At 34.9% G+C, this 13,623-nt stretch carries 17 protein-coding genes; 14 read left to right on the top strand and 3 right to left on the bottom strand.

Annotation, left to right across the window (positions count from 1 at the left end; genetic code table 11):
* Positions 1–45: 45 nt before the first annotated feature.
* Positions 46–888, bottom strand: a complete 843-nt coding sequence (locus ACYT6F_RS06140; RefSeq protein WP_472600353.1) for a hypothetical protein — start codon at positions 886–888, stop codon at positions 46–48.
* Positions 889–1,282: 394 nt separating this feature from the next.
* On the opposite strand from ACYT6F_RS06140, the gene ACYT6F_RS06135 reads away from it, so the two are divergent.
* The 10 genes from ACYT6F_RS06135 (at position 1,283) to ACYT6F_RS06090 (ending at position 7,606) form a co-directional block, all read left to right on the top strand.
* Entirely contained in the window at positions 1,283–1,504 is a 222-nt protein-coding gene (locus ACYT6F_RS06135; protein WP_472600352.1) for a hypothetical protein, read from the top strand.
* Between the two features lie 78 nt (positions 1,505–1,582).
* The gene (locus ACYT6F_RS06130; RefSeq protein ID WP_472600351.1) at positions 1,583–3,235 is read left to right on the top strand and encodes an ATP-binding protein; all 1,653 of its coding nucleotides are present in this window, start codon (positions 1,583–1,585) and stop codon (positions 3,233–3,235) included.
* Positions 3,236–3,247: 12 nt separating this feature from the next.
* Complete coding sequence (locus tag ACYT6F_RS06125) at positions 3,248–3,913, top strand: response regulator (RefSeq protein WP_288244381.1); 666 nt, start codon at positions 3,248–3,250, stop codon at positions 3,911–3,913.
* A gap of 150 nt (positions 3,914–4,063) precedes the next feature.
* Positions 4,064–4,213 (top strand): hypothetical protein, encoded by a 150-nt coding sequence (locus tag ACYT6F_RS06120; RefSeq protein ID WP_409790159.1) that lies wholly within the window; start codon positions 4,064–4,066, stop codon positions 4,211–4,213.
* 26 nt (positions 4,214–4,239) lie between these two features.
* Positions 4,240–4,536 (top strand): hypothetical protein, encoded by a 297-nt coding sequence (locus tag ACYT6F_RS06115; RefSeq protein WP_472600350.1) that lies wholly within the window; start codon positions 4,240–4,242, stop codon positions 4,534–4,536.
* A 34-nt stretch (positions 4,537–4,570) separates the two neighbouring features.
* Entirely contained in the window at positions 4,571–4,933 is a 363-nt protein-coding gene (locus tag ACYT6F_RS06110; RefSeq protein WP_472600349.1) for a DUF6804 family protein, read from the top strand.
* Between the two features lie 2 nt (positions 4,934–4,935).
* Entirely contained in the window at positions 4,936–5,343 is a 408-nt protein-coding gene (locus ACYT6F_RS06105; RefSeq protein WP_029296175.1) for a hypothetical protein, read from the top strand.
* Between the two features lie 5 nt (positions 5,344–5,348).
* A complete protein-coding gene (locus ACYT6F_RS06100) occupies positions 5,349–5,753 on the top strand; it encodes a hypothetical protein (RefSeq protein WP_472600348.1) in 405 nt (134 codons plus the stop codon).
* Between the two features lie 86 nt (positions 5,754–5,839).
* On the top strand, positions 5,840–6,694 hold the full coding sequence (locus ACYT6F_RS06095) for a hypothetical protein (protein WP_472600347.1): 855 nt from the start codon (positions 5,840–5,842) through the stop codon (positions 6,692–6,694).
* Positions 6,695–6,706: 12 nt separating this feature from the next.
* Positions 6,707–7,606 (top strand): hypothetical protein, encoded by a 900-nt coding sequence (locus ACYT6F_RS06090; protein ID WP_309846278.1) that lies wholly within the window; start codon positions 6,707–6,709, stop codon positions 7,604–7,606.
* Between the two features lie 75 nt (positions 7,607–7,681).
* Here the strand turns inward: ACYT6F_RS06090 and ACYT6F_RS06085 are convergent, their stop codons facing one another.
* Positions 7,682–8,137, bottom strand: coding sequence for an META domain-containing protein (locus ACYT6F_RS06085; protein WP_472600346.1), 456 nt, complete (start codon positions 8,135–8,137; stop codon positions 7,682–7,684).
* Positions 8,138–8,224: 87 nt separating this feature from the next.
* Between ACYT6F_RS06085 and ACYT6F_RS06080 the strand changes: the two genes are divergently transcribed.
* The 4 genes from ACYT6F_RS06080 to ACYT6F_RS06065 all read left to right on the top strand — a co-directional run bounded on the left by ACYT6F_RS06080 (position 8,225) and on the right by ACYT6F_RS06065 (position 12,393).
* Positions 8,225–10,426: a S46 family peptidase gene (locus ACYT6F_RS06080; RefSeq protein WP_472600345.1), complete on the top strand. Its 2,202-nt coding sequence runs from the start codon at positions 8,225–8,227 to the stop codon at positions 10,424–10,426.
* 90 nt (positions 10,427–10,516) lie between these two features.
* A complete protein-coding gene (locus ACYT6F_RS06075; RefSeq protein WP_472600344.1) occupies positions 10,517–10,993 on the top strand; it encodes a YdeI/OmpD-associated family protein in 477 nt (158 codons plus the stop codon).
* Between the two features lie 218 nt (positions 10,994–11,211).
* On the top strand, positions 11,212–11,484 hold the full coding sequence (locus tag ACYT6F_RS06070) for a hypothetical protein (protein ID WP_472600343.1): 273 nt from the start codon (positions 11,212–11,214) through the stop codon (positions 11,482–11,484).
* A gap of 57 nt (positions 11,485–11,541) precedes the next feature.
* The gene (locus ACYT6F_RS06065) at positions 11,542–12,393 is read left to right on the top strand and encodes a GLPGLI family protein (RefSeq protein WP_472600342.1); all 852 of its coding nucleotides are present in this window, start codon (positions 11,542–11,544) and stop codon (positions 12,391–12,393) included.
* 118 nt (positions 12,394–12,511) lie between these two features.
* Here the strand turns inward: ACYT6F_RS06065 and ACYT6F_RS06060 are convergent, their stop codons facing one another.
* Positions 12,512–13,552: a hypothetical protein gene (locus ACYT6F_RS06060; RefSeq protein WP_472600341.1), complete on the bottom strand. Its 1,041-nt coding sequence runs from the start codon at positions 13,550–13,552 to the stop codon at positions 12,512–12,514.
* Positions 13,553–13,623: the final 71 nt, after the last annotated feature.

Below are 13,623 nucleotides of genomic sequence, written 5' to 3'. Positions count from 1 at the left end.
TCTTGGGAAGGAGTTTAATGGAGTTTTAAATAATTGTGAAGAAAATTATTCTTCGGGTTCTAAAGAATGATTTCCTGAATATTTTGAAATCATATGTTCAGAAGCCAACTTTAATTCTTTCCCATTATCTGGGTTTATGCCGTCCATCGTAAAAAAATCTACTTCATTATTCCATTTTGAACACCAGACTTTCCCTAATGAATTTTCAACCGTCATCGTGTCTTTTCTTGTAATTTTTCTAAAATGGCCTAATTCATTTTCATTTGCCGCGATCACTTTATATGTAGGGCTTATATAACTGCTGTCTGTTGCAATATACCTTTCACCATTCCAATACATATATTTCTTTTCCTGATTTCCCAGTAATGAAAATACGAAGGATTTTTTAGAACCTGGCGAATTACTTTTAGTGTTTGGGAAAAAGACTCCTCCGGTAACAAATATTAATAAAAGAGTCATCTCTAAAATCCCTAATCCATTTTTCTTAATGAATTCCGGCATTTTAAAATGTTGTTCATTGGTGATGTTGATGATAATTTTCGAAAGCTTTTCGGTTAAAGATTCTTCATCATGATCAACGCTTATTTTCACCGTGGTTTTGTTGGCATCCTCTTCCCTTTTCACAAACGTTCTTGAGAAATCTGTAAAATCTTTATACCCGATGTATTCACTCAGCCTATCTAGACGATCCGGTTGAATATTAATATCACCACTTCCAGTTACGTAAGTATCATAATATCGCGAGAAACTTTTGTCATTTATTTCAAATCCCAAATCTTCTTTGAAATATAGCCATAAGTAAGAGGCCAGACCGCTTTTAGTATCTCGTTGAGATTCTTCTTTTGCCTTTGTAAACACTTCATTAATTAATAGTTTTTTCTTGGACATAATTAGTTTTTTAAGGGTATTACAAAATAGGTGATTTTCTACCATGCCGCATTACGGGATTCCGTAACAAATTCTTGTCTATTGATGTCCATGTTTTGTCTAACACCTGCTTGAGTCTTTCTCGCATCTTTGCTTCAGAAATCAGTTGAGAAACACAACATTAAATAAAAATAGATTTTCAAACCTGATTTCAAAAATCACCAGATAAAACGGAAGAAAACTCCGGGTTGGGAAGCAGATGTTTCTCTTCCGTTTTTGAAGGTTCACTTCCCAAAAAATTTAAGAAGCGCTTCGAAATTTTTACCGTGTAACACTGTCTGCGATCGGTTTCGCAGAGAAGAACACGAATGCTTTAACAATTAAATTTTTTGACACAATGTTACAATTTATATTAATGCTATTAGGTTTAGCATTCGGACACAATAATGCCCATACCGCAACATGCAACAACGATAATAACGGACAGCCAATTACGCAATATTCTTCCACTGGCGGGACAGAGCCCGGTACAGGATTTGATCCGGGAACGGGAGACGATGGAACAGGCGGACCGGGTAACGGCGGAAGTACAGGAGGGAATACAGGACAAACTCCTCCACCCCTTGTAAAACCATAATTAAATATGGTACGGAGCAGATTGTTTTAATCTGCTCTTTTTTATTACTTTGCAAAATAAAACTATAACCAGACAACCATGAAAAACTATTTTTTATTCATCCTTTTGATTCTGCTGTTTTCCTGTAATAAGGAAACATCAAACATTCAGGATGATTCTATTGCCACCACTTATTATAAAAAAGCTAAAGGATTAACCGGAGATTCCGCTTACTATTATTACAATTTAGCAAAGAATTCATATTTAGACATCAAAGATTCTTCGGGAGTTGGAAGATCATTAGTCAATATGGCGATTATTCAGGCTGATAATGGTGATTATTACGGAAGTATTGAAACTTCTCTTGAGGGTAATCGATTCCTTAAAAATGTCAACGATAGTATAACTAGATTGTCTTTAGCTGCAAATTATAATAGCCTGGGAATCAACTCTTCATATCTTTATGAATTTGATAACTCAATTAAATTTTATAAACTAGCATTAAAATATGTGAATTATCCTCAAAACAAATACGTATATCATAATAATTTAGGAGACGTATTAGTAACAATAAAGGATTATAAACAGGCAATAAATAATTTTAAAATCGCACTGCAAACAAAGGATAAATCAGATTATGCAAGAGCTTTAAATAATCTGGCAAGAGCAAGATATAGTGAGAACCCAAGCTACAATCCCCTGCCTGAACTTTATACAGCTTTAAAAATAAGGGAAGAAAATGATGATATTTTGGGACAAAATTCAAGTTACGCCACATTGTCTAATTATTTTTTAGATAAGGATAATAAAGAAAAGGCTTTAGAATATGCTAAAAAAATGCTTGCCGTTTCAAGGCAAAAAAACAGTAAAGAGGATCAGGCACAAGCGCTACAAAAAATAGTTAAGCTTGATAAAGAAAATTATTTGAAATATTTTAATGAATTTCAAATATTAAACGACAGCTTACAGATTTCAAAAACAAAATCAAAAAACCAGTTTGCTATTGTACGATATGAGGTTAAGCAACAAAATGACAGATATCAAAAACTCGTAGAAGACAATAAGTTTGACAGAATAAAAAGAAATTTCGCAATTAGTATTCTCATAATTGTTTTAATTGTCGGGATTTTTTGGTATAGGAAAAGAAAAATAAGGCTTGACCAGGAAAAAGAACTCGAAATCAAAAACACCCAGCTCAAAATGTCTAAAAAAGTTCATGATGTGGTGGCCAACGGTATTTACCAGGTAATGACAAAAATTGAAAATCAGGAACATTTTGATAAAGAAAAGGCACTTGACGAACTGGAATTTGTTTACGAAAAATCAAGGGATATTTCTTACGAAAAAATCGATACAGCAGATGAACAGAAGAATATCAGCGAAAAAGTTTCGGAGCTTATCGGTTCGTTTAAAAATGAGTCCGTCAACACTTACATTGCCGGGAACGACAAAAATCTTTGGGAAAATGTAAGTGAAAAAGCACAGGATGAAGTGTATCAAATTATCCGTGAACTTCTTGTAAATATGAGAAAACATAGCGGAGCGAACACGGTTTCTTTCAGATTTGAAAGAATGGAAGATCGAATCAGCATTACTTATTCGGATAACGGAATCGGAATTCCGGGTGATGTACTATACAAAAACGGGCTGTCTTCTACGGTTTCCCGTATAGAAGCTATCCGCGGAGCAATTATTTTTGACACCAAAACTGAAAAAGGACTGAAGATTAATATTTCATTTCCTGTTTCTTAAAAAACTAAAACAATGTTCAAGAAAATTTTAATTGCGGAAGACCATGAAAGTATCAGTATTTCCGTACAGAAAACGTTGGAGGATCTTCATATTCCGAGTGTAGATTATGTGTATTATTGCGATGATGCGTTAGCAAAAGTTCAGAAATCCCTCCGCGAGCAGCAGCCTTACGACCTTTTGATCACGGATCTGTATTATGAGGAGGATCATCATACCCAACAGATCAAAGACGGAAGGGAACTGATTGAGAAGATCAGGGAAATCCAGCCTTCATTAAAAGTGATCGTCTTTTCTGCCGAACACAAATCCGGTATTATTGATTCTCTTTTTAAAGATTATCACATCAACGGCTATGTGCGGAAAGCAAGAAACGATTCCAAAGAGCTTAAAAAATCCATCGCTTCCGTGTATATCAATGAAGATTATTTGTCGCTCGATCTGAAGCAGGATGTCAAAAAGCTTAACAGCTATGAGTTTTCGGCGTATGATATTGCCTTGGTATCCCATCTCTCAAAAGGGATTCTTCAAAAGCATATTCCTGAACACTTTAAAGAAAAAAATATCAAACCCAACAGCCTGAGCAGTGTAGAGAAGAAACTTAACAGCCTGAAGGAAGATCTGGAAGTAACCAGCAACGAGCAGCTCGTAGCCTTCTGTAAGGACATCGGGATTATCTGATCATCATTTTTTTTTTCATCCATATTTTAATAAAGCCTTTCAATTTTTTTGGAAGGTTTTTCTTTTTTTCCGGTTTTACGGATTCCCGTAAGGTTTGGTTTTGAAAGGTTTATACTTTTGGAATGTTAAACAAATAAAAAAGTATTTATCATGAATGTAAAACACACCCCAACAGACATTGTTCATAAAGGACAAAAAGGAGGAACAACAGGATGCGGTACAGACACCAATGCACACCCAACTCATTGGACAAATACCAATGAAAAGATAACCTGCGATAAAAATGGATGCAAAAACTAATTATTTATTAAAACAATTTAATAGTCATGAAAAAACTACTATTTACAAGCTTGTTAAGCTTAGGATTATTGTTACCGGCGAGCGTTTCTGCCTTAACAAACACTACTTCCACAACAGAATTTACCGCAAAGAAAAAGAACCAATCTAAAAAGAAGAGAAAAAACAAAAGAAGCAAATCACGAAGTTCAAGGTCGTATTCTCAAAGCAAAGGATGCACCTATAACGGACACCAGCTTATTGTTGGACCTCGTGGCGGGTGTTATTATTATTCCGGTAACAGCAAAGAATATGTAGACAGATCGTATTGTTCCGGCTGTAATTAACTATAGATAAAAGTCCGACTAACACCAAATAACCATGAAATACCTCATCATAATCGCTGCCATTCTGTGCTTCATCAGCATTTTCGAATGGCCTTACGGATACTATACTTTCCTCAGGATCTTAGTTTCATTTATGGCGCTTGTCATTATCGTTAATGAATTCAGAACCAGAAGCTTTTGGCTGATTGCTTTTATACTGATCTTCATCATATTCAATCCCATCTTTCCGGTTTATCTTTACATGAAACCGTTCTGGCTAATCATTGACTATATCGTCGGACTTTTATTTCTCTACTACTTCTACACATTAATTCCGAAGAAAAAAGCCAAAGCCTCCGAAACAATCAACACAAAACACGAAGAAATTTCTAAAACAAGAGACAGAATAATTAAATAACTATGGAAACCAATCAATTAACCGAAAATTTAAAAGCCCATTTTCTAAGACTCTATCAAATGGCCATCTGCGATGACGATTTTAGCCCTCTTGAACTTAAAATGCTCTACAAAACGGCTGAAGAAAGAGGAATCTCTTCCAAGAAACTGGATGAAATCCTTCTTAATCCTATCAATTCAAAATCTTTAATTCCCGAAACCATTGAAGAAAAAGTAGAATACCTCTTCGATCTTACCGTAATGATTTGGGCAGACGGAGTTGTTACGGAAAACGAATTATCAGCGCTCAATAAATATGTCGCCCTTTTCGGGTTTGTGGAGGAAAATGTGAAAGACATTGCAGACTATTTCATTGAAGCGGTAAAACAAGGAAAAACCAAACAAGATATTCTAAATGACCTAAAAAATTAATCACTATGAACCCAATGACCGCCAACATCAAAAATCTTTTCAGATTGAAACCTGTTCCCGCAGACATTCCGAAAGATGAGCCTGTAAAATTCGAGATCGAAACCAACCCGGAATCTACTGAAGAAAGCAGAAGAAGAACCTATCATGAATCCGGATACCGGGACAGCTCCAGGAACAACGGAAATCATACGGCTTTATCAATCTGCCTTGATGCCATTTATTCTAAATTTCAGAATGAAGAAAAAGAGCTGGGCGACAAACAGCATAAGCTGAAAGAGCCTTATCTCAACGAGCAAAAAAACAAAGAGACTGAAATAAAAGGACTTACCGTTTCGCTGGATAATAAGGAAGATCAGCTAAAAAGCTGGGTGAAGATATTGAAGCGGTACAGGAAACCATCGAGAAGATAAAATTTGAAATCAACGATCTTCCGAGAAATCCTGAAATTTATAATGTAAAAGCGACAAAAGGCGCTTCCACAAAATTTTGGATCGGGTTGATTATTTTAATTCCCATCAGCTTATATCTGTTTGCATTCTATATTTCTACTTCCTATTCTGCATTTTTTAAAAATTTTGATGCCAACAACAATATTATTCAGAGTGTTTTAGATGCGCAGGCTTTTAACAAGGCATGGGCTGAAGGTCCTCTGGAAGGAGCTTTCGTAACACTGATTCCTTTTGTTTTCCTGGGCTTAGGATATTTGATCCATATGTTTGGTGAAAATAAAAACTTCGTGAATTATTCTAAAGTTGCGCTGCTCTTTATGATCACCTTCGTGTTTGATGCCATTCTAGCCTATGAAATTGAATCAAAATTATATGAGCTTAACAGAACGTTCAATTCTCCTCCATTCGATCTTTCCATTGCCTTTACAAAAAATCAGTTTTGGGGAATTATTTTCGCAGGATTTATTGTTTACATTATCTGGGGATTGGTGTTTGATTTTGTAATGAAAGAGCATAAAGAAAAGGATAAAATAAAACACGAACAGACCAAAAGACAAAAAGATATCCTCATCTATAAAGAAAAAATAGCAGATCTTGAAAAACAGAAAGAAGAAGTACGCCAAAGCATAGGAAGCATCAAAGAACTTATCGCGAAAGCAAAAGGAAGGATTGAAGAGCTTCAGAACATTATTGACGGAACCATTATTCCCACCAAAGATTATAAGCTTTACGCTTCCGAATACATGCAGGGCTGGATCACATTTATTAACGAAAAGCTCGTTGTTTCTTACCCGGTAAAGCAGGAAATGATTGAAGAATGCAAAAAGCAGTACACGTACAATCTCAACAAAGTAGGTGCAAATTCGGAAAGCCAGAACACGGTTTATATGTCAGTCCTATAAAAAACAAATTCCATGAAAAAACTACTCTATATTATTTTGGCTTCCGTATTATTTATTGAATGCGGAAAGCCTAAAGACCCTGTTTCACAAACCATTAACTCAAAAAACACAACAGATGCAACGAATTTAAAAGATCTGAACGTCAGTATATTGATTGACCTTTCGGACAGAATTGACCCTGAGAAAAATTCTAATCCCACCATGGAATATTTCCAGAGAGATATTGAATATATAAAAGCTATTGATAAAGGATTTCTGGATCATGTTAAGACTAAAAAAGTGATTCAGCTTAACGATCAGATGCAGGTATTCTTCAATCCCGAACCTTCAGACCCGAAAATGAATGAGCTTACTAAAGATCTCAAAGTTTCTTTTGACAGGAACACCACGAAAGACAACATTCGGAAAGTTGAAAAGACTTACGCTTCCCTCCCCTCACAGATCTATCAGTCTGCAATTCGGGATAAAAAATATATCGGTTCGGATATTTGGGAGTTCTTTAAAAATAAAGTAAAAGATTATTGTATTAAAGATGATCACCGAAATATTCTTTTCATTCTTACCGATGGATATATGTATCATAAAGATTCCAAATTTTCCGAAGGCAAAATGACTTCTTATTTAACTCCTGAACTTATCAAATCATTAAAGCTTACTACTTCGGATTATAAATCCAAAATTCAGTCTGAAAAATCAGGATTTATTAAAGCGAATGATGATCTTGAAAACCTTGAGGTAATTGTATTGGGAATCAATCCGGTAAAAGGAAATCCATTTGAGGAAGATGTCATTAAAGAATATTGGGAAAACTGGTTTAAGGAAATGAAAATCAAAAAATACCAGATCAAATCTGCCGACCTTCCTTCCAACCTTGAACCTATTATCCTGCGGGCAGTTTCAGGCAAAAACTAAAAAAACACATTACTATATAAAACAAGGCTGATGTACGCCATCAAAAAAGCGAAGAAAAAATCTTCGCTTTCATTTTTAATCCCAGTCGGCTGCGATAAATTCCATCCGGTTTCCCTGATCGTCTGTAAGTGTCAAAGAGTGTCCTTTTACAGAATACGTCGTTATATTCCTGAACGCTTTTGAGAAATCCATTTCCAGTTTCATATCCTGGCAGGCTTTCAGTGTAGAACCTATTTCTGACATTTTTACCTTGCCGTTATTCTTAAATTCCGAAGTAAAAAACATACTGTTGCAGCCCATGAAGGCAGTTCCTTTAATTTTCCCGTTTTCTGATTTTTCCGTAAGATTGATTTTTGCATCTTTTGCGATCAGATCAGACTTAGAATATGATCCGAAAGCGGTAAGCATCCATTCCCTGCGAAGCTGGGAATTCTGGTCAGTGTTTTGCGATGTATTGCTGCTTACGGCATTACAATTCAGCAATATTCCTGAAAATAAAACACACAAAACCGAAACGAATATTGTTTTCATAGTCACATGAAATCCAATTTCATACCATTCAGGGCCCAGAATACGGTAAAAATTAGTAAATTAGCGACACAAAAATTATTTTATAAAATGAAAAGAATACTTCTGCTATTCACTTTCCTTTTAAGTTTTGCGCAAATGAGGGCAGACGAAGGAATGTGGTTGTTAATGCTTATTAAAAGACTTAATGGTGTAGATATGCAAAAAGAAGGCTTGCATCTTACACCGGAAGAAATTTATTCCGTAAACAATTCAAGCTTAAAAGATGCCATTGTAAGCTTCGGAGGATTCTGTACGGGAGAGATTGTTTCCGGGCAGGGCCTTATCTTCACCAACCACCACTGTGGTTACGGCGCGGTAGCGGCAGCTTCCACTCCGGAAAAAGATTATTTAAAGAACGGATTCTGGGCAATGAAACAGAAAGACGAATTCAACGCTAAAGATCTTTATGTGAGATTCTTAGTAAGAATGGATGACGCTACGCAAAGAATCAATTCAAAACTCAACAACAACATGTCTGCTGCAGAAAGAAAAGCAGTGATCGATGCTGAAACCAAAGCGATCCAGTCTGAAAATTCTGAGAACGGAAAGTACACAGTAGTCGTAAGAGATTTCTTCAACGGAAACGAGTTTTATTATTTCGTTTATCAGGATTATAAAGATATCAGATTGGTAGGAGCTCCGCCTTCCGCATTAGGAAAATTCGGTGGTGATACCGACAACTGGGAGTGGCCGAGACATACGGCAGATTTCACGGTATTCAGAGTATATGCAGATGCTGCCGGAAACCCTGCAGAATATTCTCCAAGCAACGTTCCGTTAAAACCTAAACATTTCCTTCCTGTTTCTTTGAAAGGAGTAAAGCCGGGAGATTTCTCCATGATCCTGGGTTATCCTGGAAGAACAAACCGTTACCTGACTTCTTACGGAATCCAGCAGATGGTTAACAAGGATTATCCGGCTTGGGTTGAAGCGTCTAAATTAGCCATGGACGTAATGAAGAAGTACATGGATAAAGATAAAGGAACTCAGCTGAATTATGCTTCTCAATATGCTTCTGTAGCCAACTACTGGAAAAACAGACAGGGAACTATTGATGCTGTAATTAAAAACGGAACCATCACAGACAAGCAAAAAGTAGAAGAAAAATTCAAAACATGGGCGGTAAGACCTGAAAACATTGCTGAATATGAAACGGTTTTAGAAGATATCGGGCTTTACTATAAGCAGACTTCAGACAGAAACGTAGAGAGAATGTATATGTCTCAGCTTTCAAGAAATGCCAAGTATTTTACTTTAGCATTACAGGTAGGAAGCGTGCTTAAAGCGTATGCAGATCAGGACATGAAAGGAAGGCTTGCGATGAAACCAAAAGTAGATGCTGCTCTAAAATCAGCTTACGAAAATATCAACACCAAGCTTGAAGGTGAAATGCTGAACTCTATGGTTAATCTTTACCAGACGAGAGTAAACAAAGATGTGGCTTCTGAAACCATCATGGGGCTTGATGCGAAAAATCTTTCTAATGTTGCCTATTCTTCAATCTTTGCCAACAAAACATCTGCTACCAACTTCGTGTTGAATCCGGATAAATTAAAGCTGGATGCCGATCCGCTTTGGAAAATTGCCAACGGACTTGTTGCAGACCAAAGAGCTTCTGCGGAAAGATTCGTAAAAATTGATGATAATTTTGCTAAAAACAACAGATTATTCTTAGCAGGATTGATGAAGGCAATGCCTGAAAAGAAATTCTACCCGGATGCCAACTCTACGATGAGACTTACTTACGGAACAGTAGATACGTTACCTATCAGAACTGACAGAAACTATTTCGGTATTACAGATAACTATTATACTGATATGACCGGTTTGGTAGGAAAATACAAGAAAGGGGATGAAGAATTTGACCTTCCACAGAGAGTAATTGACCTTTACAACCTTAAAGATTTCGGTCAGTATGCCGATGCTAAAGGATACATGCCGGTTAACTTCCTTTCAAATAACGATATTACAGGAGGTAACTCCGGTTCACCGGTTATCGACGGCGACGGAAATCTTATCGGTATCGCATTCGACGGTAACAGTGAAGCACTAAGCGGTGACATCGTTTTCGAACCGGAATGGCAGAAAACCATCAACGTAGACGTTCGTTTCGTTCTTTGGACGATTGACAAATACGCCGGTGCAAGAAGATTAATCGACGAACTGCAATTGGTAAGAGACGAAAACACGCCTGCGGATACCAAAACAAAAATGCCTAAAGCAACACCTGCTAAAGGAAAAAGAAAATAATCTTTATTGATATAATTTTTTAAACCGCGAAAGTTTCTTTTGCGGTTTTTTATTTTTAATGAATAAATTAGCTCTAAAATTTTATTCCTGATGAAACCTCAGCCTATCCAATTCAAAGCAACTATTAAGCAGCACGAAACCATGAATGCCGCTTTTGTGGAATTTCCTTTTTCTACTGAAGAACTGTTTAACAAAAAAGGGCAGGTGAAAATCAAAGCCGTCTTCGATGACACAGTAGAATACCGCGGAAGCCTTGCCAAAATGAAATCCGACTGCCACATCTTAGGCATTACCCAGGAAATCAGGAAACAACTTGGAAAGAATTTCGGTGATGAAATTTCTGTCAGCCTCACTGAAGATTTAGAAGAAAGAACCGTGGAAATAGCCAATGATATTCTTACCTTCTTTAATGAAAATCCCGAAGCCAGAGCTCTTTTCGACAAAATGAGCTATACGCACCGTAAAGAATACATCCGCTGGATCAACGAAGCCAAAAAGCCCGAAACCCGCGAAAATAGGAAGGTCAAAATGATACAGATGATTTTGGAGGGGAAGAAGGGAATTTAGAACCGAATAAAATTTGTTGTTTTATCTCCTCAGGTTGATAGATAAAATCTTGCTTGTATAATACAGCAATATCCATATAAGATTTTATGCCTATTTTTAGTTCGTGTTAGGGTTTAACATAATAAAAAAGTTAATTTTCATTATTGCAGAAAAAAAAATATTTGATAATATTGTTTTCAGATTGCAATCTAAAATTTAATTAATTTAAAATTTTAACGATGAAAAAAATTTTCTTTATTGCTGCTCTTAGTGTAGCAGGACTTATTAGCGCCAAGGGTAATGCTGATAAAAAAACAATCAAAAAGTCAGCAAATACTGAGAAGAAAGCTATTAATAAAAAAACTAAAGCAGCTGTCTATAATTGGATTAGAGTAACATCTCCTTGTGGAGCTGTGTATTATTTAGAGGCAAGCGATTATAGCAGTTTGGATTCATTTGTAAGTGATGTAGTTTATTTTAATTTACAAAAGTGTGGATACCCTCTAGCATAAAAAATAAATAAGACGGATATTCAATCCGTCTTATTTTTTAGATTAAAATTAAATTTGATGAAACTAATTAAAATAAAATTTATACCCGTCCTTTTCGTTTTGCTTTTTAATTTTGTTAAAGCTCAAGACACTACATTTCCTGATAATTTTACACTTCAGGCTCCAAAATATCAAGTGAAAGTGTATGGTAAAAGTAATTTAAATATTTATTATCAGGTAAAATTTTCTAATAATATTCATCTTCCTGAAAGCAAGAAAGAAACTCTCTGTATTTTACAACTGGATAATAATTATTCTAAATTTATTGATTACAAAAGTATTCAACAAGATTCTATCACTGAGAAATTCAGTCATCAAGAAAGAATTGGGGGGAAAGAAATCAATCAACTTCTTAAAGTGAAAGAAATATGGACCAGTGTTATTTTTAAAAATAGACTTACCGATAGTTTGATTATTCAGGATAAGGCCAAAGATAGATATCAATATGAAGAGAAAATACCTGTTTTTAAATGGAATATGGGTGGAGAAAAGAAAATGATTCTGGGGTATGAATGTAAAAAGGCAAAAACACAATATAGAGGTCGGGAATATACCGCTTGGTACACTGATAAGATTCCTGTTAATAATGGACCTTACGTGTTTGGAGGATTACCGGGTCTGATCCTTGCAATTGAAGATGATAAGAAACATTTCCAGTTTGAAGCAGTTGCTGTAAACCAACAACCAAATGATATTTATGTTCGCAATGACAAAAGTATCTATAAAGTAACAAGAGATAAGTTTAGAAACGTTTTACAATCGTATCATGATAATCCTGGATTTTTTCATGGCAAAGCATATAATATTGACGGTTCTCAAATGTCTGTAAAGTCTAATCCTTTACCTTATAACCCTATTGAATTAGAATAATATGACTGCCTCCAAGCAGTCTTTTTTTGTCGAGTATCAGTTTTTAGGTGGAGTTAATTAATGACAAAATCCATTCAAAATTAAATCTGAAATAATATCTAATTCTTCTGTGATTATATCATAAAGATTTAACTTTTGAAAAAATCGATTCACGAAACTTTTTTCCATCTATCAGATAATCGTTCGGAATATCTATATCATAAATTATTTTATCATAATAAAGCGGCGGAAGCCCAACTTTCTCCCTAATCAAATCTACATTTTTAATATTTTCGATGGGATATATATCGTATTGTGCTTCAGTACCATATTTTTGTTTTCCTGTTTTTGATATATTGTAATCGTCTTCAAATGATGCAAAAAAATCTCTTTCCAAATTTCCCTTTTCAATTTCAGAATTAAGATAAGGCTTAAAAAAACTCCACACAAAGTTACTTTCATTATATGTTCCTCTATGATGCCAAAGCAGTATCCAACCATTTTCAAAATATCCGTATCTTTTTGTGATATCAATATATTTTTGAATATTTAACGAATCTGTATTTTCCATTAATTTAAACTTCAGATTTTCAAGGTTTTTATCTTTAAAGTTTACATATCTTCCATATTTCTCAATACCTAAAGAATCTTTTTTATTAACAGCATTAATATAATTAAATAACATTTCCCCTCCCTCCTCATCACTGACTCCTAGATAATAATTAGTCAGTGATCTAACATATTGGTCTTTTGTAACGAGTTGCTCTACTTCCAGATAAGCAGATATATTTTTTAGCTGAGAATAATATTCTTTTAATAGGTTATCATATGAAGCGTTAATTTTCTTAATTAATTTTGAATTTTTATAGGGAGCTAATTTTGGATAAGTATTTATCAGTTCTAATGGTACTTTATATTTAGTAATTGATTCTCTTAAGTATGATTCTGCAATTTTTACTTTATTGAGTTTAAATGCTACGGAAGCTGCAGCTAGCAATTCATAAGAAGTTTGTGCGGGAGCATATTTAAATGCTTTTGTAAAGTATTTTAATGATTGATTGTAATCTTTGTCATATAGGCTAACTTGCGCAGCATATACAAGATAATTTCTCTTATCTCTGTTGTTTTGTGCATGACATATTTTAATCAAAAAAATGAAAATAATTAAGCGTTTTTTCATATAAAAAATAAATTAAATGAATGGAAAATAAAACAAGAGAAGGAAAACTAAGTTTTATTAAATTCATTTTT

The organism is Chryseobacterium sp. NG-CE01 (assembly GCF_055695505.1).
The sequence above is the reverse complement of the archived record's forward strand: the minus strand, read 5'-3'. Positions and strand labels throughout refer to the sequence as shown.